Origin of the sequence: Peptoniphilus harei (assembly GCF_900454685.1) — a bacterium.
Lineage (GTDB): Bacteria > Bacillota > Clostridia > Tissierellales > Peptoniphilaceae > Peptoniphilus_A > Peptoniphilus_A harei.
The window spans coordinates 196,377-220,110 of record NZ_UATM01000032.1 but is presented as its reverse complement, the minus strand read 5'-3'; the positions used below and the strand labels follow the sequence as shown (position 1 = coordinate 220,110).

Here is a 23,734-nt window from a genome sequence, read left to right as displayed (position 1 = left end):
AAAAGTAAAAAAATTGAAAACGGTTTTATAATGTGGATTAAAATTATATGTTTAAGGAAAATAATTTTTTGCAAGAAATTTATCTTAATTTAGTGACTTAACAATACAAATTAAGGGGTTAGAAGAAAAAAATATTTTATATGCTTAGTATTTATAGTAAAATAATTGTACTTTGAAAAAATAAATTTAAAGTTTGATAAAAAATATTTGGACAACAAAAGGACGAAAAATGAACAAAAGATTTACTAATGAAAGATTAATGAAATTTCAAATTTTAAATGGAGCTCAGCTAAAGTACATCGCCTTTGGGTCCATGTTAATTGATCACATAAATAAGGCCCTTATTTGGCCCAACTTAGATGGAGGATACTTATCAATATTAAGTTTCATCTTTGACGTAATAGGACGTATTGCCTTTCCGCTTTTCTCTTTTTTTATAGTGGAAGGATTTTTTAGGACTGGCAACAAGAAAAAATATCTCTTTAACTTATTGTTTTTTGCAATAATTTCAGAAATTCCCTATGACATGTTTTCTTCTAAGGTTATATTAGAATTTAGATTGAATAATGTACTCTTTTCTCTTGCCTTATCCTTAATTACTATTTGGATTCTCGATGAATTTAGAAAAAGATACGAAGAAAAAATTGGAAGGTTGTGGATTTTATTTTCTATTCCACTCCTTATAATTATGTTTTTTGTTTCTACCTTTGTGTCAGGTGACTACGACTTCCACGCAATTATGACGGCCTTTGTATTTTATATTTTTTATGAAAGACCAGTGGCTGGAGCAATTTGTGCCTACCTCACAATAGTAAAAGAGGTTTGGTCAATTCTTGGATTTGGATTAACTGTGATGTATAATGGTGAGAAGGGAAAACAGAATAAAATTTTTAATTATTTGTTTTATCCAGTCCATCTTTTAATTCTTGGACTTTTGAGGATGTATTTTAATATTTAATTTTTAACTTAGGACGCTTTGGCGTCTTTTTATTTTTTAAATTAGTTTATAAATTAAAAAAATAAAAATTAGGAGGTAATAGATGAAAGGAGAAAATATTTTAGGAAGAGAAGATATAAAAAAGTTACTTATACAGTTTGCCTTGCCAAGTATTTTTGCCCTAATAATAAGTTCTCTCTATAACATTGTGGACCAAATTTTTATTGGGAACTCTGTGGGAATGTTAGGCAATGCAGCTACAAATGTAGCCTTTCCCCTTGTGACAATTTGTACGGCTCTTGCCCTCTTGTGTGGAATAGGTGGAGCTGCAAATTTTAATATTTCATTGGGAAGAGGAGAAGAAGAACTTGCAAGACACTATATTAGAAATGCCCTAAGTCTTGCCACTATAGCAGCACTTATCTTTACAATAATAACTCACATATTTATGGGAAGTTTTTTAAAGGTCTTTGGTGCAACAAAGGAAATTATGGACTATGCCATAGAATATGTTTCTATAACTTCCTATGGATTCATATTTTTAATTCTCGTAAATGTGGGTTCGACTTTAATAAGAGCTGACGGGTCACCAAAGTTTTCAATGTACTGCATGGTAGTTGGAGCCCTTATAAATTTAATTTTGGACCCAATTTTTATATTTGTCTTTGAAATGGGAATGGCAGGAGCTGCTTACGCAACAGTTCTTGGACAATTCTTTTCTTTTCTATTAATAATATTTTATTTTGCAAGACATTTTAAGTCTGTTAACTTAGAAGGAAAATATTTTGAATTACAATTTGATAAGATAATTAATATTGCAAGACTTGGAGCAGCGAGTGGATTTAACCAAGCAGCTATACTATTTGTTCAAATCCTAATGAATAATTTTTATAGATATTATGGATCCTTGTCAGAATATGGAGCCAACATACCCCTTGCTGCAGTGGGAATTGTCATGAAGGTAAACATGATATTTTTCTCTGTCAACATTGGGCTGTCCCAAGGACTTCAACCAATTTCTTCCTTTAATTATGGGGCAAAAAAATATGATAGGGTAGTTGAGGTTTATAAACTTGCAATTAAGTATGCCCTAATAATTTCAACAATTTCCTTTGTAATCTTTCAAGTCTTCCCAAGACAAATAATTATGCTCTTCGGTGGAGGAAGCGAATTGTATTTTGATTTTGCCATAAAATTATTTAGGATCATGCTTTTCTTTACTTTTTTAAATGGAGTCCAACCAGTTACCATGGGATTTTTGACATCAATTGGTCTTGCCAAGAGGGGGATTTTGATTTCTCTTTTAAGACAAGTCCTTCTCCTAGTTCCCTTTGCTTATCTCTACGCAAACTTGTTTGGAGTAAAGGGACTCTTGTACGCACCGCCAACAGCAGATATTATAACTGCCATAGTTACCTTTGTTCTAGCAAAGAAGGTTTTAGATGACTTAAGGGCAAAAACAATTAAATAAAAATTTGAGGCCTTTGGATAAATCATTAACTTAAAGTAAATATAGAATAGTTTTCCAAGGCCTTTTTTAAAGAAAAGTGTTAATTGGTCTAAGCTTATAAATGACCTTGAAAAAGATAAGGATTTCATCTAAAATAGAAATGTAACGAAGTACATAAAATTTTAAGGAGGATGTAAATGAAAGCGTTAATGGTAGATTACATGTCAGACGTAATTGACAAAGGACTTGAAGAAAGAGGTATTGAACTTGATAAGGTTATGCTTCCAACTTCAGAAAAATTAGCAGAAATTATTGAACCTTATGATTTCCTATTCATGAGAGTTGATCCATTCATCAACAAGGAAGTTCTTGATGCTGCTAAAAACTTAAAGGCAATTTTTGTTGGTTCAACAGGAACTAACCACATTGACCTTGAATATGCAAAGGAAAAAAATATTCCAGTTAAAAACTCACCAGGACAAAACGCAAACGCAGTTGCTGAACTTGTTTTTGCTAAAATGTTAGACCTTTACAGAAACTCTGTACAAGCTCAAAACGAAGTTAAAGGTGGAATCTGGAACAAATATAGATGGATTGGTAGAGAACTTAGAAACAAGACTCTAGGAATTTGTGGTTTTGGTGCAATCGGAAGAAGAGTTGCTGAAATCGCTAATGTATTCCACATGGACGTTCTTGCTTATGACCCATTCCTAAAACCAGAAGACATTAAAGTTGATTATGTTAAACTAGTTGATTTCGACGAAATCGTAGCTAACTCTGACATTATCACTCTTCACATGCCACTAACTCCAGACACTAAGGATCTTTTCTCAGCAAAAGAATTCGAAAAAATGAAAGACGGAGCTTGCATCATCAACGCTGCACGTGGTGGAATTGTTAACGAAGAAGACCTATACGACTACATCAAGAATGGCAAACTAGGCGGAGCAAACTTAGATACACTTTCTAACGAACTTGGCTCTGGCGGACTTGACACTCAAGATGTTCCAGTAGAAAACAAACTATTCGAACTTGACAGACTTTATGTTACTCCACACATTGGTGGTTCAACAATTGATGCTCAAGACGATATCGGAAATGTAATCCTAGGAAACTTTGACGAACTTTTCGGAAAATAAGAATAAATAAAATTTAAATTTTAAAGACTGCTTGCTTAGGTGAGCAGTCTTTTTTTCTTGTAGGAAAATATGACTTGTTGACAGGGAAAAAAATTATGATAAAGTTTACTTAATAGAATTGATAAGGAGGAAAAATTATAAAAAAGGAGACAGCATGAAGGACTACTATTCAATGATAATTTTATTTCTTGTCTTCACTGGGATTATCTTTATTTATAATCTCTATGTAAAAAAGAAAAATGAAAAAATTTTAAGACAGGAAATAAGGGAGAACTTTGGAAAAATTCATAGTAAAATCTTCAAGGGAAAAATTAATGGGATACATAAGAGACTTGGAGGAAATGTCAGCGAAATTACTGCCAATGACTTAAACCTTGATGAAGTCTTGACCAAGATGAACCACACTATGTCCAAGATGGGCCTGGAATTTTTTTATTATAGGCTTAGGGACCTCATCTTAGACAAGGATGAACTTACAAGACTTCAAGAGAAGAGAAGACTTTATGAAGGTAAGGAAGAAGAACTTGAAGATCTTCAGTTTCAATTTGGAAAGCTTGGATACTTCAAAGAAGATGTCCTTGAACTCATTGAAGAAGAAATTGAGATCCAAAAAGAACTTGAAGTTTTGGCGAAAGTTTTTTCCTTCACTGCACTTTACATCTTGATTTTATTTATAAGTTTAAGAGCCCAGGCCATTTTATTTATTTTTGCCCTCTTGGCAGTTAACACCTTTATCTACAAGAAGTTTAACGAGATGGCTATGGGAAGGCTTGAAGCTTTAGTTAGATTAAAGGGTCTTTTTTATGTGTCAGAAGGACTTATTAAAAATAAAAATCAAGTCTTCACAGAAGAAATTAATGAAATAGAAAGTATTTTAAGAGACCTTGCTCCCTTAAAGAAGAGTTTGAGGTCCTTTGGATTCTTGACAGGCAATATGGAATTGGACTTTGCAGAAACTTACAGGAATGTTTTATTTTTATCAGAAGCCAGGAGCTTTTCAAAGTCGCAAAGATATTTTAAGAAGTATAGGGAAGAAATCTTTAGACTATATTACCTCTTGGGAAAAATTGACTGCGAAATAGGAATCACTTCTCTATCAAAGGCCTACAAGACTGGAGAAGCAAGTTTTGGAGATAAAATTCTTGGAAAGGACCTCTACAATCCCTTGATAAAAAATCCTGTTCCCAATGACCTTGACTTAAAAAAGTCTATTATCTTGACTGGGTCAAATGCATCAGGCAAGTCGACTTATCTAAGGACTATTGGCATTAATTCAATTTTTGCCCTTAGCTTTGGAATATTTTTTGGAGAAGAATTTGAAATTAAGCCAATGAAAATTACTTCAGCCATAGATATTAGCGACTCTATAATGAAAAACCTCTCCTACTTTATGGCAGAGTCCAGGGCCATTGGTGACATGATAGACGACGAGAGTGAAAAAATAATTTTGCTAGACGAAATTTTTAGGGGAACTAATACCATTGATAGGATTGCATCGGCCACTGCAACTTTAAAATATTTGGCAAAAAATAATCATGTAGTTGCAGCAACTCACGACATAGAACTTACAATGCTTTTAAAAGATTTATTTTCAAACAAGCACTTTGAAGAAAAGATAGAAGCAGGAGACATAAAGTTCGATTACTTATTAAAGGATGGACCAGCCACAAGCAGGAACGCCATTGCCATCTTGGATAACTTAAATTATCCAAGAGAAATAATAGGGGAAGCAAAAAATCTTTCGAGAGAGTTAGAAGAAAAATAAATTTTAAGATCATACTTAGGTAGATTTATACCTAAGTATTTTTTATGCTTTAATACTTTATTTTTATCCTTTATACTAGTAATAAGCGAGAAAATGTTTTTATGGATTGTGAGGGAAAGATGAGAATTTATTTTACTAGACATGGGGAGACTGAGTGGAACAAGCTGGGGATTATCCAGGGACAATTAGACTCGGCACTAACTTCTGAAGGAATGGATATGGGAAGACGCTTGGGCGAGATGTCTAAAGACCTTAATTTTGATAAGGTTTATTCATCTGATCTTGGCCGTGCCTATGACACTGCAAGGTTAATTTGTCCTGATAGGGAAATTATTAAGACCCCTCTTCTTCGTGAAATTGATGTTGGGTCTTGGTCAGGTAAAAATATTAAAGATGTAAAAGTAGAGGATGAAGTCCTTTACAAAAAATATTTTGAAGATCCAAAAAATTATAAGAGACCTGATGGAGAAAGCATTCACGACCTAAGAGACAGGGTGGAAAAATTTTTTGAGAAAGCAGTTTATCCCAATGAAGATGAAAACATCCTTATAGTCACTCACGGTGTGACCATTGTTGCAATCTATTCTCTCATGGAGGGGATTCCTATTGAGGACTTTTGGTCCAATAGGGTGAGGCGAAATGGCGAATTTAATATAGCGGATTATGAAGATGGGACCTTTAAAATTATTAAGAAGGCGCCCAAGAATCCAGTGGACTCAATTTGAGGTGATAATATGACTACTTATGATTTAATTATAATTGGGGCAGGGGCAGCTGGCCTTAGCTCAGCGATTTATGCAGGTAGGGCCCTATTAAAGACTCTTGTCATAGAAAAATTTTCTTTTGGTGGAAGGGTCAACGACACTCCAAAGATAATAAATTATCCTGGCTTTAAAGAAATTGCAGGCAGGGACCTTATTAATGAATTTAGGAAGCAGGCAGAGAGTTTTCCAACTAATGAATTTGCCTATGGAACTGTCAAAAAAATTGAAAAAATAGAAGATGGCTTTAAGCTAACTACCATGAGGAGAAAAGAATTTATTGCCAAGGCAGTTATTATTGCAACAGGAACTTATGCCAAGATGTTAAACGTCCCTGGTGAGACTGAATTTGCAGGACGTGGAGTTTCTTATTGCTCCACTTGTGATGCAGATTATTTTAAGGACAAGAACATACATATACTAGGTTCAGGGGACTTGGCCCTTGAAGAGGCAGATTACCTCTCCAACTTTGCCAATTCCATTAACATGATAATTATCCACGAGGAAGGAAAATTTGATGGCAATCAGCTGGAAGCTGAGAGGATAATGAAGAACCCAAAAATTTCCTATACTTGGCACTCAAAGCTTGAGGGAATAAATGGTGGTGAAAGGGTAAATAGTCTTGACATCTTAGACTTAGATGATAAGACAAAAACCAGGGTCACTTCTGATGGGATTTTCATCTTTGCTGGGATGAGCCCAAATTCTAATTTTGTCAAAGATCTTGTTGAAGTCGATGATTTTGGCTTTATAAAAACTGATGATATGATGAGGACTTCTGTTGAGGGAATTTTTGCCGCAGGTGACATTAGGAACAAGGCCCTTAGGCAAATTGTAACTGCAGCCAATGATGGTGCAGTAGCAACAGTTTATGCAGAAAAGTACATTAGGAAGAGGGGTGTCAAATGAGAGTCTATCCAAGGGGAACAGTGTTATACAACAGAGAAAAGGCCTACAATGGAGTAAATTTAATTTCAACTGCCAAGGACGGGGCCCTAATAACAAAAATGGATGGGACAGAGTTAAAAAGATTTTCTGTTAACCCAATGCCAGCCAAGATGCTGCCAAACAAAAACATTATGAGTATCTCTTCCTTTAGGTCATCGGACTTTGGTGTCAGTGATGGTATCGACCTGCTTGAGTTTGATAAGGATGGGAAGATTGTCTTTGACTTTGACAAGTTCAAATTTACAGAAGACAGGGGCTACAGGCCTAAGTGGATGGCAAGGGCCCACTCAGATTTTCAAAGAGAGGGCAATTCTGTTGGCTACTATTATCCAGACCAAAAAATTGTGGAAAATGGGAAGACCCTCCTTCTTGTTCACGATGCCATTGTTGACACAAGGATATCTGACAAGGCCCTCCTAGATGATGTGATTTTGGAAGTAGATGAAGAGGGGAATATCCTCTGGAAGTTCTCCTTTAGTGAGCACTTCGACCAGTTGGGATTCTCTGAAGAGGCCAAGAACGTAATTTACAGGAATCCAAACCTCAGGATAACAGAAAGACCTCTTGGCAATTATCTCGACGTCACTTCTATTTCTACAATTGGGGAGAACAAGTGGTATGACCAAGGGGATCCACGCTTTCATCCTGATAATATTTTATTTACTGCCAGGGCAGCAAATATTATTGGGATAATCGATAAAAAGAGGTCACGAATTTGCTACAAGCTGGGACCAAACTTCTCTGACTTCATAAAAGTTGACCCAGTTGTTGGTTCTGCCTTTGCCAGTATTGTTCCAAGGGGCCTGCCAGGGGAAGGCAACCTCTTAATTTTTGACAATGGGGGAAGATGTGGTTATGGTTCGCCAACTCTCACATCACCATCTGGTTTACTACCTTTTGTGAGAAACTATTCTAGGATTCTTGAAATAAATCCAGTTACCCTTGCTGTCAATTGGTCGGTGGATCCAAGGGACTTTGGATTTTCAATACCAATGAATGGCTACAAGTTCTATTCCCCTTATGGTGGAAACCTTCAAAGACTGCCTAATGGCAACACCCTAATAACACTAGCAACAGAAGGTCTTGTAATAGAAGTCACACCATCGAAAGAAATTGTCTGGCAATGGACCTGTCCTTATAGGACAACGACAGAAAACCTCTTGAAGAACAACATGATTTATAGGGTTTACAGGTATCCTTATGATTACCTAGACATTGATGAAGAAGAAAATGAAATCCAAGAAATTGAAGATGCATCTTACTTTAAACTTCCTGGAGCAGGAGAATTTAAGTCTGTTGAAATCACTAATGTAAACAAGAGTGAGTTATCAATTGACATTGACCCACTTTCTCAAGAGTCAGAGTCTGTAAGAGACCTTGTGGAAAATAAAAAGGTAATTAAGAGAAATGAATCTGTAATCAAATATATTGCAGCAAGTCATTTTGAAGATACAATAAGAGAAAACAAGATGGCAATAATAATTTATGGAGCAGAGAGGTGCTCCCACTGCGAACCACTTATGGAAGTTATGGAAGTTCTCTTGGAAGAAGAGTTCAAAGAAGTTACATGCTTCTACATGGACCTTGACAAGAACAAGTCCTTTGCAGAAAAATATGAGATTTTCCAACTACCTAGGGTTTCCTTCTTTAAAGACGGAGAAAAAGTTTATGAGTTCATGGGAGAAAAATCCTATGACGAAATTGCCGGCTTAATAGAAGAATATCTTCTAGAATTATATTGAGATACAAAAAACTGGGACTAAGCTCCCAGTTTATTTTTATGCTTTATTAAGTTAAATTTTAAAATTATTTAGATTCTTCTCTGTGCCAAGACAAGTTTTCGTAGCCCTTCTTATTGACTTTGGAATTTATTAAAAACCTATTTTTTGCCATCCTAAGCATATACTTGTCATCCTTGTAGGAGTCCGAATATCCACAAGAATTTTCGTAGTCAATCTCAATTCCTTCTTGAGCCAAGAGGTCTTTAATATTTTTGACTTTCACGTCCTTCTTGTTGTTGCCTCTTGTGAGTTTATAATCATCTCCAAGGTCAGTCCCAAGAATGTAGTCAAAGGGATAGAGGTCCTTAACATACTTTAAGTAGGAAGTGGCAGAGGCAGAGCAGAGAATTTTAATTGTGTCCTCATCGTGGGAATAAAATTCATCTTCAAATTCCACAAAGAAAAATCTGGGGAAGAGATAGTCTGTTACAAAGTCCCTTAACTCATCTTCGGAAAAATATTTTATAATAGAAACCATTTGATTCTTCATAATATCAAAATCAGATGCCAACTTAGATCTTATGTAGGCAGATCCAAGGCCAGCCATGGTCCTAAAAAAATTTATTTTTTTATGTCTAAATCCATACTTATAAAGCTCTACTATTGATTCACAATCAACTACAGTTTTGTCAAAATCATAGAGCGCAAGCTTTCTTTTCAAAATCTCACCTCAATAGAATTATATCAAATTGCCTTCATTATAAAAAGATTTATGATATACTAAAATCGTGATATTTATGGGAATTATTATACACGTTGACATAGATGCCTTCTACGCATCAGTGGAAGAGCTTGACGACAAATCTATAATAGGCAAACCTCTAGTCGTAGGTGGCAGGTCCAACCATGGAGTTGTAACTACGGCTAATTATGTTGCAAGAAAGTACGGGATCCATTCTGCCATGCCCATGTATATGGCGAGAAACCTCTGCGACCACTTGATAATAAAACCCATGAGAAGGGAAAGATATCTTGAGAAGTCAAGAGAAGTCTTTGAGGTCCTAAGGACCTACACAGATAAAATCGAAAAAGTTTCCATTGATGAGTCCTATCTAGACATAAGCGGCCTGGGTTATGATGAAGACATTGTGTATGACTTACAGAAAAAAGTCTTTGAAAAGACTGGCCTAAGTGTGAGTTGCGGCTTGAGCTACAACAAATTCTTGGCTAAATTTGCCAGTGATTGGAATAAGCCAAAAGGAGTAAAAATTATTAGGCAGTCAGACATTCCTGAAATTTTATTTCCCCTAGATATAAGAAAGGTCCATGGAATTGGGAATAAGACAGAGAAGAGGCTGAGGAACATAGGAATAAATACTGTTGAAGACTTATATTCTCTCTCTTATGATTTTTTAACAACTATGTTTAAGAAGAGTGGGGAAGAAATCTATAAGAGGATCAGGGGAATTGACGAGAGGGAGGTAACTCCCAACACCGTGAGGAAGAGTCTTGGGACAGAGTCCACCTTTGAAGTGACATCCAAGAGGGAGGAACTTATATCTTACTTAAAAGATTTCTCCAAAGAAGTATCTGAAGACTTAATTGTAAAAGAAATCTCTGGCTACACCTTGACTCTCAAGATGAAGGACGAAAACTTCAAAGTCAAGACCAGGTCAAGAACCTATGAAAATGCCATCTATGAAGAAGATGATATCTTTAAGAAGTCTCTAGAGATTTTTGAAGAAGCCTATGAGGGCGACAAGCTTAGACTCATTGGCATAACAGTTTCAAACCTTGTGGATTTAAACATAAGACAACTTTCATTTTTTAATGGATAAAAATATCAATCTTTTTTCGAAATTTTATGCTAAAATATTGAAGAAATAAGATAAAGGAATTTAATTATGAGAAATTTTTGGGACTTAGAATACGGTGAAGTAGGCTTTAAGTTTTTTGGAATCTACCACTACGCTTGTCTTGCGATTATTTTTGTATTTGGAATAGTTTTATATAAACCCTGGAGAGAAAGAAAAAACTTCAGAAGCTTTCTTGCCTTAACACCAATTAGCTTGGAGATGATTAGACTTGTTGGGGTCTTAATGAGTGGTCATTACGACTCTTCCTACTTGCCCTTCCACCTCTGCCTAATTGGATCCCATTTCATGGCAGTAGACGCCTTTGTGGATAGGAAGTTTATAAAGGCTTGTCTCTATTATTTGTTTATGCCAGCAGCCATCTTGAGCCTATTTACACCAGGATGGAACACAGTGAATAAATATTCCTATGTGGCAATAATTTCTTGGATCATACATGGGATTAATGCCTTTTATCCAATCTACCTTGTACTTTCAAAGGAATACACTCCAAAGTTAAGAGATATAATCTATCCAATAATTTTTATACTTGTGACTCTTCCAATAATAAAAACTTTAAACAAGAAACTTGATGCAAATTATTATTTTATAGAAGAGCCCTATGAGGGATCAGCCCTTGCAACTATTAAGGATGTATTTCCAAATTATGTGGTGGGACTTTTTATAGTGACAGTCCTTGTAATGGTGATGACATTTTTTATCTACAAATTAATAATAAAAATTAGAAAAAAATAAGACGAGGTAAGAGAACCTCGTCTTATTTTAGTTTTCGCTACCTAAAAAATAATAAGTTATGGCAACTAGAGAGCCGCCGATAATATTTCCAATAGTAACTGGTATTAAGTTTTTAAAAATTAGTGCAAATCCAAATTCAGGATTTAACATTTTTGCTAGGGCAAAGCAAGTCATATTTGCCACGCTATGCTCAAAACCAAGGCTTACAAAAGCCAAGATACACCAGAAGATTAAAATCAACTTTGATGAATCAGATATGGGTCTAGAGCAAATTAAAACTGCAAGACACACTAGAATGTTACACATTATTCCCTTAAATAAAAGTGCAGTGAAGTCAAAACTTGACTTTGTTGTTGCTAGTTTTAAGAGGGCTTCGTTATAGTCAGGGGAAACTCCTGTCATTTTAAATAAGAAAGAAATTAAAATTGATCCCAAAAGATTTCCTATGTAGGAAAAAACTAAAATCTTTAAAAGTGTGGAAGTTTCAATTTTTTTGTTTAATCTTCCAATACTTGTCACAAGGACATTACCTGTGAAAAGTTCGCCACCAGCAAAGATTACAAAGGAAAGGGCGAGGGAAAAGACAAAGCCATTTATAAATTTAACAGCTGGAATTTCAAGTCCTGAAAAAACACTTGCAGATAGGGTCATGATTAACATTCCCATTCCAATAAAAAATCCTGCAAGAACTGAAGCGACCATGTACTTAAAAAGAGAATTTTCAAGTAAATTTTTCTTAGTGTTTGCAGAATTTGTAAGTCCACCAATTATATCCTTATACATATCACACCTCTTTTTTTATTCCATTAAACATTATATCAAAAAGAGGTGACTTTTCAATTGGTGAAAGACTCTTTATGTGAAAATATATAAAAGTTTTCTTTATAATTTATATTTTATTTTGAATTTGCATCTAACTTATATTTATTAGCTTCTATTGCCACAACAATTACTTGAACTATAGGCATGAGTAAATTGAAAAATAAAAATGGCAGATAGTGGACTGTTGAGACACCAAGGACTGTTGTCATATAAGTTCCACAAGTGTTCCAAGGGATCATGGCTGATGTAACAGTTCCACCTGATTCAAGAGTTGAAGAAAGAAGGGTTGGGTCCAAATTTCTTTCTTTGTACTCATTCTTAAACATTCTTCCAGGAACAACTATGGAGATGTATTGCTCGGGCATAGATGCGTTGGTAAAGACACAGGTTAAAATAGTAGAAATAACAAGTCCCACTACAGATTGAACCCTGTGGAGGAACTTCTTAACAATGGCTTCAAGGATTCCAGTTTCTTCTGCAATACCACCAAACATCATGGCAATAATAGTAAGAGAGATGGAAGACATCATGTTGTTTAGGCCGCCAGTTGTCAAGAGTTGGTCCACTGCTTCAAGGCCAGTGTTTGAAACATATCCATTAAGACCAGCTGATAAAATGTCACCAAAGTTAATGCCTTGGTAGATTGGTCCAAGGATAGCTGCAATAATAATTCCAAGAGCAATTCCAGGAACTGCTGGGAGTTTTTTTGCAATGGAAATAATTACTACAAGAGGTGCTAGCAAGAGGACAGGAGAAATTGTAAAAGTTTCCTTTAATCCATTGGCAATTATATTGACATTAGATAGGTCTGCAGATGCTCCTCTATATTTTGCAGATAAGAATCCAAAAATCAAAAGAGTTAAGCCATAGGCAATTAGAGTTGGCTTTGCCATAGACTTGATGTGAGTGAAGACATCTGTGCCAGCCATAGCTGGTGCAAGGTTTGTTGTATCTGATAGGGGACTCATCTTGTCGCCAAAGTAGGCACCAGATAAAACTGCGCCTGCAGTAACAGGGGCAGGAACCCCCAGTCCGCTTGCTATACCCATTAGGGCAATCCCCATGGTGCCAGCAGTTCCCCAACTTGTACCTGTTGCAAGGGAAGTGATTGAAGTAATAAGAACTGTGGCAACAAGAAAAATCGATGGCTTTAAAATCATAAGTCCATAATAAATCATTGTTGGGACGACTCCTGCCAAGATCCAAATTCCAATTAGGACTCCGATTATGGCGAGGATTATTATGGACTGCATGGCTTGTGAAATTCCCTTTATCATAGAATTCTCAATGAACTTCCAAGTGTAGCCAATCTTTAAGGCAACAAGTGAGGCAATTAGAACTCCAATTAGCATAGGAATGTGAGGACTTTCTTCGTATTTTATTATACTTATAAACATTATTATTGTAAGAGATGCGAAGGTAAAGAGGGCTTCAGCAAAGTTTGCCTTCCTAACTTCCTTTTCATATTTATTTATATTTTTCTGCTTCATAAGACACCCCATATATATATCAAAAATTTAACATATTATAACATTAAAAAGACCTCATTAAAAGTTTTTATTGGGTCTTAAAGATGGTATACTATAAGGGAATGGGGGAAATTATGGAATTAAAAGATACAATTCGTGCAATTGAAGATTATCCAAAAGAGGGAGTTATCTTTAGGGACATAACAACTCTTTTAAAGGATAAAGATGCCTTCAAAAAATCAGTTGATGAAATGGCAGAAAAAATAGATGATGACGTGGATAAAATTATAGGGATTGAAGCTAGGGGCTTTATCTTCGGAGCAGCTCTTGCCTATAAGTTAAACAAGGGCTTTATTCCTGTGAGAAAGCCAGGGAAACTTCCTTGGGATAAAATCAGCGAATCCTATGACCTTGAGTATGGAGAAGATTCTATTGAAATTCACAAGGACGCTCTTGAGCCGGGAGAAAAAGTTGTAATAGTAGATGACTTACTTGCAACTGGTGGTACATCAAAGGCCTGTCTAAAACTTGTCAGGAGCCTAGGGGGAGAAGTGTCTTCACTAGTATTTTTAGCAGAGCTTGAGGGACTCAAGGGAAGAGATGAACTAAAGGGCGAAAAAGTTCACTCAGTTATAAGATATTAAAAATTTGCAAAAAAATTTATAGGCTTACAAAAATTTTAATTAATAAAAATTTGAGATTTAATAAAAAATTATAAGCAAATAAAAATTTGTGAACTAATAAAAATCTCTAATTCATCAGAAAATTATGAACTAATAAAAACTTATAAGCAAATAAAAACTTATAAACTAACAAAATAATATAAGGCGTTAAAAAAACATCTGGGAGATAAATTCTTACAGATGTTTTTTCTTTGAAAAATATTTAATTTGAATTTCTTTTTGCAGCTGTGTCTTTAATATTATTTACGCAAAGGGTGAGGGCAAGAAGGGCTTCAGTGTATTTCTCATCATAGACTGTGAGCCTATAGGTATCAGTCAAGGCAAAGAAGGTCTTTTGGATTTCACCAATTAAGTCCTTGCCCCTATAAATTTCAAAATTTAAATCTGGGAACTGTCCTTCCAAACTCAGGGACTCTCCATTATAGTCAATCCCAATCCTTCTAACTAAAAAGCTGATTTTTGATTCTACCCTCATGAACTTACCGTCAGAAAAATTAACATTAAACTTTTGGAGGAGGGAGAAGACTTCCTTTTCAATTTTTAAAATCTCATTTCCATCTATATCAGAAATTTTCACATCATAGCCAATGAGTGTAAAATCTTGGTCTACATAATAAACTTCTCTTCCATCATCATCTAAGATGGGGTAGTGGTCTGTAATCTTAAAAAGATTTTCTTTAAAATAATAATTTTTCATGACTCCTCCTTGACTAAAGATATATCTTAATTTGATTTTATAAGTTTATGAAGTTAATTACAACAAAAAATAAAACCCCACAGAAACCTGCGGGGTTTAGAAATATTTAGATATTAGTCGATATTAAGTGAATCAACAGCATTATCAATTAATTCATCCTTAACAAAGTAAGGAAGAGTAATGTGTCCGAATTCATTATCTTCGTTAAATTCTTTTGAAACTTCAATAGCGTGTTCGTTTCTAGCCCAGTTACGTCTAGCAACACCACTCATAACGTCCCAAGTAAGTGAAAGATCGATAATTTCGTCAACCATTTCAGATCCGTCAAGAACTAGACCAAATCCACCGTTAATTGATTTACCAATACCAACTCCACCACCATTGTGAAGAGCAACTAGTGACATACCTCTAGCACAGTTTCCTGCGAAACATTGTGTAGCCATGTCAGCCATTACATTAGAACCATCTTTAATGTTAGATGTTTCTCTAAATGGTGAGTCTGTACCAGATACGTCGTGGTGGTCACGTCCCATCATAACAGGACCGATTTTTCCTTCTCTAACAAGTTCGTTAAATTTATGAGCTATTGCAACTCTACCCTTAGCGTCTTGGTAAAGGATTCTAGCTTGAGTACCAACAACTAATTGGTTCTTATCAGCATCTCTAATCCAGATATAGTTATCCATATCTTGGTATCTTCTGTCTTTATCAATACATTCCATTGCAGCGTGGTCAGTTGCAATTAAGTCTTCGTGTTTACCACTTAGGCAAACCCATCTAAATGGTCCATATCCATAGTCAAATAGAAGTGGTCCCATGATGTCTTCTACATAAGAAGGCCAAATGAATCCGTCTTTGTCGTCTTTACCGTTCTTAGAAACTTCTTTAACTCCAGCATCGTAGATAGCTTTTAAGAAAGAGTTACCATAGTCGAAGAAGTAAGTTCCCTTAGAAGTAAGGTTCTTAATAACGTCAAAGTGTTGTCTAAGAGTCTTGTCAGCAAGTTCGTGGAATTTCTTTTTATCAGTTCTTAATAATTCAGTTCTTTCTTCGAAAGTAATTCCTACTGGACAGTATCCACCATCGTAAACGTTGTGGCAAGATGTTTGGTCAGAAAGTAGGTCAATATGAACATTGTTTTCGTCCATATAGTGAAGAAGATCAACGATATTACCATGGAAGGCAATAGAAAGAGCTTCTTTCTTTTCAAGAGCGTCTTGAGCAAGTTTTACAGCTTCTTCAGGAGTTTCAGCAAGTTTCTTAATCCATCCTTGTTCAAGTCTAGTTTCAATTCTTGAAATATCAACTTCAGCAATAATAGAAACAGCACCTGCGATATCTCCAGCCTTACCTTGAGCACCAGACATTCCGCCAAGTCCAGATGAAACGAATAATTTTCCAGCTAAGTTATCTTTTTCGCTTAGACCTAATTTTAATCTACCAGCGTTAAGAATAGTGTTGTAAGTTCCGTGAACGATACCTTGTGGTCCAATGTACATCCAACCACCAGCAGTCATTTGTCCGTAGTTAGCAACTCCCATTTCTTCAGCAATTTCCCAATCGTCAAGATTGTCATAAAGACCAACCATTAGACCGTTAGTGATAATAACTCTTGGAGAATTTTTTCTTGATTTAAATAGTCCAAGTGGGTGACCAGATTCCATTACAAGAGTTTCGTCATCGTGCATGATTTCAAGATATTGTTTAATTAGGTTGTATTGCATCCAATCGTGACAAACTGAACCAGTTTCTCCATAAGTTACAAGTTCATATGGATATAAAGCAACATCAAAGTCTAAGTTGTTGTCAATCATTACTTGGAAAGCTTTACCAGCTAAACAATTTCCCTTGTATTCGTCAATTGGTTTACCGTAAATTCTTCCTTCTGGTCTGAATCTGTATCCGTAGATTCTTCCTCTAGTAGTAAGTTCTTCTAAAAATTCAGGAATTAATTCTTCATGATATTCTTCTGGGATATATCTTAGAGCATTTCTAAGAGCAATTTTAGTTTGATCTTTTGAAAGTCTAAATCCTCTATCAGGAGCTCTTCTAATTCCTTGTTCAAAAGATTTTTTTTCTGGAAGGTTCTTAATTTCTACCTTCATAATCTTTTGAACTTCTGCGTTATGATTATTTATCACTTTTATCAACCTCCATTTAATAGTCATTATAAATTAAAAATTTTAAAAAGTAAATACATAGGGAAATTAATTTCCTAAAATTTTAAAAATATCCTAAAAAAGTAATGAGTTTTCCTAAGTTGCCTTGAAAACACACGTATCAAGGACACCTTTCCTTTAAAAAGATGATTAATTTATCGTGATAAACCGAAGAAATGAATCGTTTGCAAAATTTATGTAAAACCATAGAAAGTGACTTGCTTAAAAGTTTCTTCTATAAAAATAATATAAAGTTTTAGATTATAAAAATATGAGTTTACAAATAATCTCTTTGTCAAAAATAAATATTATGTGAAAAATAATTATTAAGTCATAAGAATTTATAGACTGGTAAAAAAACTTAAGTCACAATTTATTGATAGCTTATAAAAATTTCTGAAGTAATAAATAATTATAAACTTGTAAAAAATTATAAACTTATAAAAATTCATTGAGTCGAAAAAATTTATAAACTTGTAAAAAAATTATAAATTGATAAAAAATTGGAATAACAAATTGAATAGTGAACTTAATTGGAATAACAAATTGAATAGTGAACTTAATAGTAGAAATAAAATTAAATTATTAAAATTTAATTAAAAAACTTAATAAAAATATTTTCATATTTATTGGGTATATAATATGTGTTAAGATATTGACAGAAAAAGGAGGAATTTATGAAAGCGGATAAAATATTAGTTAATCTTGAACAAGTCTTTTCACCAAAGGATATTGGTAGACCACTAAGAGGGGAAGAAATGAACCAAGCTGACATTCTAGAAAATGCTTACATTGCAATTAAGGATGGTAAAATATTAGAAGTTGGCGAAGGTAATGGATATGAAAACTTAAAAGACGAAAATACAGAAATAGTTGACCTTACTGGCAAAACTGCAACTCCAGGTCTAATTGATGCTCACACTCACCTTGTATATGGTGGAAGCCGTGAAAATGAATTTGCTATGAAGCTTAATGGAATGGAATACCTTGAAATTCTAGAAGCAGGTGGAGGAATTCTTTCTACACTAAAGGCAACTGATTCAGCAAGCTTTGATGAACTTTATGATAAGACAAGAGATCTTCTTGAACACATGCTAGTTCACGGTGTAACTTCTGTAGAAGCAAAAAGTGGTTACGGAATTACTCTTGAAACAGAATTAAAGGAACTTGAAGTTCTTGAAAAATTAAATAAGGACTTCCCAACAGAATTAATTACAACATTTATGGCAGCCCACGTTATCCACGAAAAATATAAGGATAATCCAGATGAATATGTTGACATTGTTATCGACATGATGCCAGAAGTTGCAAAGAGAAATCTTGCAGAATTCTGTGACGTATTCTGTGAAAAGGGAGTATTCACTGCAGAACAATCTGAAAGAATTCTTGAAGCTGCAAAGGAACATGGCTTTAAATTAAGAATCCACTCTGATGAAATAGAAAACATTGGTGGTGTAGATGTTGCTGCCAAAGTTGGAGCAGTTTCTGCAGAACACTTAATGGTAGTAGATGATGAGGAAATTGAAACTCTTGCTAAGGCAAATGTAATTGGAAACCTACTTCCTGGAACAACTTTCTCTCTAATGCTAGACACTTATGCTCCAGCAAGAAGAATGCTTGACAAGGGAATGGCTATTACACTTTGTACAGACTCTAACCCAGGATCATGTCCAACAGCAAACCTTCAATTTATTATGCAACTTGGTTGCTTAGAAATGAAGCTTACACCAATTGAAGTTTACAATGCAGTAACTATTAACGCTGCTTACTCAGTTGACAGGGCAGACACTATTGGATCCTTTGACAAGGGCAAGAGGGCAAACATTGCAATATTCGATGCTCATAACATTGACTACACACTTTACTTCTTCGCAACAAACCTATGTAAACAAGTTTATGTAGATGGTGAATTAGTTGTAGAAGATAGAAAGTTAGTAAAATAATTCTAGGAAAACAATATAGGAATTAAAATAAAGGGGCTTAGGCTCCTTTATTTTTTATGTTTAAAAATGTTTATTTAAAAAAATACAATAGTTTAGATTATAAAACATTATTTAAAATAATATAAGAATTTATTGAAATAGATAAATTAAAAGCTCACAAAAGCCTTGAAAGTACACAATCAATTAAAATAATACTTTAACAAATAATAGAGAAAACTGACTAAAGTATTGTATATTTTATCGTAATAGAGAATTAGATTGTTGACAAAAGTACAATAATATGAGAAAATAAAGAAAACATTTTCAAAGGAGGAAATAAATATGTTGTTATTTAACCCCGTAGTAGTGTCGGTACTATTACTCGTAATTTTATGTATGTTAAAACTTAACGTACTACTTTCACTATTAGTGGCAGGTATTGTGGCAGGTATAACTGCAGGCATGCCATTATATGTATTTGAACCAGATACTTGGCAAGCAAATACAGTTGGAAAGCTTCCAGGATTTGCAATCGAAGGCGATTCAATTATAGGTACAATTATTGGTGGTATGGGATCTATGGCAGAGACAGCTCTTGCTTATATCCTAATAGGTATGTTTGCTTATGCAATTGGTAAATCAGGACTTATAACTATTCTTGCTCAAAAGATTTCTAAATTAGTAGGAAATAATAAATTCTTCTTAATTTTCCTAATAGCATTTATATCAATCTTTTCACAAAACCTTTTACCAGTTCACATTTCCTTTATACCTATTCTAATTCCGCCTCTACTAGGACTTATGAATAAGTTAAAGATTGACAGACGTGCAGTAGCATCAGCTCTTTGCTTTGGATTAAAGGCACCATATGTTTCAATACCAGTAGGTTTTGGACTTATATTCCACAAAATTATTGCAACAAACATGACAGATGCTGGCATGCCAACAACTGTTAATGACACAGGAAAGGTAATGTGGATTGCAGGTTTATCAATGTTAATTGGTTTAATCTTTGTAGTATTTGTTCTTTATGGAAAAGACAGAGAATATGAAGATCGTGAAATCCCTGGAGTTATTTCTCTAGACGAAGAAGTTCACATGACTTCACAAGCTTGGGGAGCTCTAGTTGCAGCTATAGCAATGCTTATAGTTCAAATTATTACAACTAACCTTCCGTTCTCAGCATTAATTGGTATTATCTTCCTATTAATTACTCGTTCAATTAAATGGGATGAAATTGACGATATGGTTACTGGTGGACTTGACCTAATGGGATTCATCGCATTTGTAATGTTAATAGCAGGTGGATTTGCTAACGTTCTTAACACATCAGGTGCAGTAGTTCACCTAGTTAACGATACAGCAGCTATGATGGAAGGTGCTTCACTTGTAGTATCGGCTATTGTTCTACTAGCAATTGGTCTTGTTATTACAATGGGTATCGGTACATCTTTTGGTACAATCCCAGTAGTTGCAGCAATTTATGTTCCGCTAGCTCAACAATTAGGTTTCTCAAAATCAGCTATTATCCTATTAATTGGTATAGCAGCTGCTCTTGGAGATGCAGGATCACCAGCATCTGACTCAACAATGGGACCTACATCTGGTCTTAACGCTGACGGACAACACGACCACATCATGGACACTTGTGTACCGACATTTATCGCATTTGACGTGTTCCTAGTAATCGGTGGAGTTATCGGATCAGTATTACTATCTTAATAAAATTTAAGAAATTGACTTAGGTCATTAGCAGGTACTTAAAGGTACCTGCTTTTTATTTTCAGAATTTTAATAAAATATATAACTTTTAATTAATTCCTAAGTCAAATAAAAACATGTCATGAAAACTTTATCCTAAATAATCCTAATTAACATCATATGGGAAAACTTAATCTATAAATAAAAGATATCAATATTAAAAGTGTATATATTTAAAAATAAAATACTAAAAATTAATAAAAACAATGATTTAATGCTTTTAATCGGAAACCTATAGTTTATTGAAAATACCTTATTATATAGATGAATACCAAAATGAATTTATCTAATTATCATAAAATCTAGCTAAGACATTGTACAAAATTAAATGTAATATAAAAATCTTTATAAATTATAGTTGACTTATAATTACTACAGGAGTAAGATGAAGCTAGAAAACATTTTCAGTAATACAAAATTTTAGCAGATGTATTACAGACATGCCAAATATTTTATGACGTGCCTTAATGTTTTAAGGAGGTTTTATTTATGAAGAACGATGGTCAAAAAGCTGTTAGACTACCAAGTTTTTTTGAAGCAATTCTACCTATTTTAACAATGGTAGCGCTAATGGTATATGTTTTCAAATTTAGTGATGAGGCGTATGACGCTGCTCACATGCCACTAATCATAGCACTTATAGTTACTGTTACTATTGGTGTAATTTGCGGACATAGTTTTGATGAAATGTTGTCTGGTATTATAGACAGGATAACAGCAACATTGGACGCAATTTTAATTTTACTTACTGTAGGTCTATTGGTATCATCCTTTATGATTTCAGGTACAATTCCTGCTCTTATCTATTACGGACTAGATTTCTTATCACCACAAACATTCCTACCAGTTGGTTGTTTGCTTTGTGCTATAGTTGGTTTAGCTTGTGGATCTTCTTGGACAGCAACAGCTACAGTTGGTATTGCTTTCATGACAATTGGTGCTGGACTTGGAATTAATCCTGCACTTACAGCAGGTATGGTAATATCTGGAGCATATGTTGGAGATAAATTCTCTCCACTATCTGATACTACTAACCTTGCAGCAGGTGTTGCTGGAACTGGTCTATTTGATCACGTTGCAGCCATGGTATCTACAACAGGTCCTGTTTTCTTAATATCTCTTATTATTTATACAATCTTAGGTATGAATATTGCAGGAGCTGGATATGATCCAACAATTGCTGATGGAATTAGAGAAGCAATATCTAGTAACTTTAATGTTAATCCATTAGTACTACTTCCAATTGTAGTAATTGTAATTATAATGGTATTAAGAATCCCTGGTCTTCCAGGCGTACTTGGTTCAGTTGCAGTTGGTGTCATCTTTGCACTTATCTTCCAAGAAAGATATTCAGTAGCAGACTTATTCTCAATCCTTCACTATGGTCCATCAATTGAAACAGGAAATGAATTCCTTGATGGTGCTCTTGCAAAAGGTGGTATGGATAACCAAATGTGGACAATCAACCTTATTATTCTTGCAGTATCCTTTGGTGGTGCTCTTGAAAAATGTGGTATCGTTGAAAAATTATTTGGTGGAATTAAAAATAAAATCAACTCTGTTGGTGGAATAGTTTTTGCTACAATGCTTACATCAATCTTCTGTGACGCAGCAATGTGTGACCAATTCTTAGGAATCGGTGTTCCTGCTCCTCTATATGATACAAAATATGATGAACTTGGACTTGCAAGAAATATGTTATCAAGAACACTTGAAGATGCTGGTACACTTTGGGCATGTATGTTCCCATGGACAGCTTGTGGTGCTTACCAATTTAGAACACTTGGTGTTAACCCACTTGCATTCTTCCCATTTGCATTTGTTAACTTACTAAACCCAATCTATGCATGTGTAACAGCATTTGCTGGAAGAAACATATTCTGGGCTGACGGATCTTATACAAATCTATTTGGTAAGACTACAATGAAGAAACAAGCTAAGTCTCCAGAAAAAGCTAAAGAAGTAGCTATGGCAGCTCTTGAAAGAAGAAGAGCAGAAGGAAGAGCTCCAAAACTTAGCGCTTAATTCAAATTTCCTAACTAAATTTTAGAATATTAATTAGAATATTAAAATTTCCTAACTAAATTTTAGAATATTAATTAGAATATTAAAATTTCCTAACTAAATTTTAGAATATTAATTAGAATATTAAATAGAAAGAAGTGATTATGTGTCAGAGATAAAATTACCTTGGGATAATGACAGCGAAGCAATCAAATACGTATATGTGAATCCTAGAAAAAGATTTTCTGAAAAATATGCCTACGTAGTCACTTCTGTCTTGATTATTTTAGGTATTTTCACAAAGTATAAGCTGACTTTGATCTTGGCTATCCTTTTACTTATATCCCTACTTGCAAAAAAGTATGTTGCAGTTACAAGCAAGGGGCTTGAAATTTACAACGACATTAAAGTTTCAAAAATTCATGAAGTTTGGGATTGGTCAGATATTGATGCAATTACTTATGAGAAAAAAGCTGATGAGCCAGGCAAGACTCTTCTCTATTTTACTAAGGGAGATATTACAAGGAGATTCTTCTTTAAGGATGAGGACAAAGACAGAGTCTTTGATGTGGCTAAAAAGCATAATAAAAAAATAAAAATTTACGATGCCTATGAGTATAAAGAAAATCTCAAGTCTTTCAAAAAGGAATTAAAAAAGACAAAGAGAAGTTGGCAACGATAAAAAAAGTTTTTTAAGAGACTTCAATTAAGGAGTCTCTTTTTTATGTTCAATGAAATTATATTTTCTTCGAAGTATATAAATTAAAAGTAACAAATTATTATAAGTTTAAAAATTATTTTAAACTTGTAAAGTTGAATTATTCACCAATTAATTATAGAATTAACTTTGTTAGACAGAGGAAAAAAAGAAGTTATAAGAAGTCGAG

General features: G+C 34.3%; 19 protein-coding genes. 14 read left to right on the top strand and 5 right to left on the bottom strand.

The annotated features are described in order from the left end of the window. The first annotated feature begins 229 nt into the window (after positions 1–229). From DRZ96_RS02500 to DRZ96_RS02470, 7 genes are all read left to right on the top strand, one after another. A complete protein-coding gene (locus DRZ96_RS02500) occupies positions 230–958 on the top strand; it encodes a TraX family protein (RefSeq protein WP_112889455.1) in 729 nt (242 codons plus the stop codon). An 82-nt stretch (positions 959–1,040) separates the two neighbouring features. Then, positions 1,041–2,408 carry an MATE family efflux transporter gene (locus tag DRZ96_RS02495; protein WP_112889454.1) on the top strand — a complete coding sequence of 456 codons (1,368 nt, stop codon included), beginning with the start codon at positions 1,041–1,043 and terminating at the stop codon, positions 2,406–2,408. A 176-nt stretch (positions 2,409–2,584) separates the two neighbouring features. After that, positions 2,585–3,526 carry a D-2-hydroxyacid dehydrogenase gene (locus DRZ96_RS02490; protein WP_070700626.1) on the top strand — a complete coding sequence of 314 codons (942 nt, stop codon included), beginning with the start codon at positions 2,585–2,587 and terminating at the stop codon, positions 3,524–3,526. A gap of 154 nt (positions 3,527–3,680) precedes the next feature. Continuing rightward, complete coding sequence (locus tag DRZ96_RS02485) at positions 3,681–5,291, top strand: MutS-related protein (RefSeq protein ID WP_112889453.1); 1,611 nt, start codon at positions 3,681–3,683, stop codon at positions 5,289–5,291. Between the two features lie 119 nt (positions 5,292–5,410). Continuing rightward, positions 5,411–6,016 (top strand): histidine phosphatase family protein, encoded by a 606-nt coding sequence (locus DRZ96_RS02480; RefSeq protein WP_112889452.1) that lies wholly within the window; start codon positions 5,411–5,413, stop codon positions 6,014–6,016. A gap of 9 nt (positions 6,017–6,025) precedes the next feature. Further along, complete coding sequence (locus tag DRZ96_RS02475) at positions 6,026–6,961, top strand: NAD(P)/FAD-dependent oxidoreductase (RefSeq protein ID WP_112889451.1); 936 nt, start codon at positions 6,026–6,028, stop codon at positions 6,959–6,961. After that, a complete protein-coding gene (locus tag DRZ96_RS02470) occupies positions 6,958–8,742 on the top strand; it encodes a thioredoxin domain-containing protein (RefSeq protein ID WP_112889450.1) in 1,785 nt (594 codons plus the stop codon). The genes DRZ96_RS02475 and DRZ96_RS02470 overlap by 4 nt, the downstream gene beginning before the upstream one ends. Before the next feature lie 64 nt (positions 8,743–8,806). Here DRZ96_RS02470 and DRZ96_RS02465 read toward each other — a convergent pair whose 3' ends face one another. After that, the gene (locus tag DRZ96_RS02465; RefSeq protein WP_112889449.1) at positions 8,807–9,442 is read right to left on the bottom strand and encodes an HAD family hydrolase; all 636 of its coding nucleotides are present in this window, start codon (positions 9,440–9,442) and stop codon (positions 8,807–8,809) included. Positions 9,443–9,518: 76 nt separating this feature from the next. On the opposite strand from DRZ96_RS02465, the gene DRZ96_RS02460 reads away from it, so the two are divergent. Together DRZ96_RS02460 and DRZ96_RS02455 are read left to right on the top strand one after the other, a co-directional pair. Next, the gene (locus tag DRZ96_RS02460) at positions 9,519–10,559 is read left to right on the top strand and encodes a DNA polymerase IV (RefSeq protein WP_112889448.1); all 1,041 of its coding nucleotides are present in this window, start codon (positions 9,519–9,521) and stop codon (positions 10,557–10,559) included. 66 nt (positions 10,560–10,625) lie between these two features. Then, positions 10,626–11,330, top strand: a complete 705-nt coding sequence (locus DRZ96_RS02455; protein ID WP_112889447.1) for a YwaF family protein — start codon at positions 10,626–10,628, stop codon at positions 11,328–11,330. A 27-nt stretch (positions 11,331–11,357) separates the two neighbouring features. Here DRZ96_RS02455 and DRZ96_RS02450 read toward each other — a convergent pair whose 3' ends face one another. Beyond that, a complete protein-coding gene (locus tag DRZ96_RS02450; protein ID WP_112889446.1) occupies positions 11,358–12,113 on the bottom strand; it encodes a formate/nitrite transporter family protein in 756 nt (251 codons plus the stop codon). Between the two features lie 113 nt (positions 12,114–12,226). Beyond that, positions 12,227–13,642 carry a Na+/H+ antiporter NhaC gene (gene nhaC / locus DRZ96_RS02445; RefSeq protein ID WP_112889445.1) on the bottom strand — a complete coding sequence of 472 codons (1,416 nt, stop codon included), beginning with the start codon at positions 13,640–13,642 and terminating at the stop codon, positions 12,227–12,229. Positions 13,643–13,755: 113 nt separating this feature from the next. Between nhaC (DRZ96_RS02445) and DRZ96_RS02440 the strand changes: the two genes are divergently transcribed. Then, on the top strand, positions 13,756–14,265 hold the full coding sequence (locus tag DRZ96_RS02440) for an adenine phosphoribosyltransferase (RefSeq protein ID WP_112889444.1): 510 nt from the start codon (positions 13,756–13,758) through the stop codon (positions 14,263–14,265). A 241-nt stretch (positions 14,266–14,506) separates the two neighbouring features. Here the strand turns inward: DRZ96_RS02440 and DRZ96_RS02435 are convergent, their stop codons facing one another. Next, a complete protein-coding gene (locus DRZ96_RS02435) occupies positions 14,507–15,001 on the bottom strand; it encodes an LURP-one-related/scramblase family protein (RefSeq protein ID WP_112889443.1) in 495 nt (164 codons plus the stop codon). Positions 15,002–15,114: 113 nt separating this feature from the next. Further along, complete coding sequence (locus DRZ96_RS02430; RefSeq protein WP_172605481.1) at positions 15,115–17,106, bottom strand: urocanate hydratase; 1,992 nt, start codon at positions 17,104–17,106, stop codon at positions 15,115–15,117. A gap of 731 nt (positions 17,107–17,837) precedes the next feature. On the opposite strand from DRZ96_RS02430, the gene hutI reads away from it, so the two are divergent. The 4 genes from hutI to DRZ96_RS02410 all read left to right on the top strand — a co-directional run bounded on the left by hutI (position 17,838) and on the right by DRZ96_RS02410 (position 23,529). Next, positions 17,838–19,103, top strand: a complete 1,266-nt coding sequence (gene hutI, locus DRZ96_RS02425) for an imidazolonepropionase (protein WP_112889441.1) — start codon at positions 17,838–17,840, stop codon at positions 19,101–19,103. 321 nt (positions 19,104–19,424) lie between these two features. After that, positions 19,425–20,804: a Na+/H+ antiporter NhaC family protein gene (locus tag DRZ96_RS02420; RefSeq protein ID WP_112889440.1), complete on the top strand. Its 1,380-nt coding sequence runs from the start codon at positions 19,425–19,427 to the stop codon at positions 20,802–20,804. A gap of 528 nt (positions 20,805–21,332) precedes the next feature. Further along, on the top strand, positions 21,333–22,868 hold the full coding sequence (gene nhaC / locus DRZ96_RS02415; protein ID WP_112889439.1) for a Na+/H+ antiporter NhaC: 1,536 nt from the start codon (positions 21,333–21,335) through the stop codon (positions 22,866–22,868). Positions 22,869–23,013: 145 nt separating this feature from the next. Continuing rightward, on the top strand, positions 23,014–23,529 hold the full coding sequence (locus DRZ96_RS02410; protein WP_112889438.1) for a hypothetical protein: 516 nt from the start codon (positions 23,014–23,016) through the stop codon (positions 23,527–23,529). The last annotated feature ends 205 nt before the right edge of the window (positions 23,530–23,734 follow it).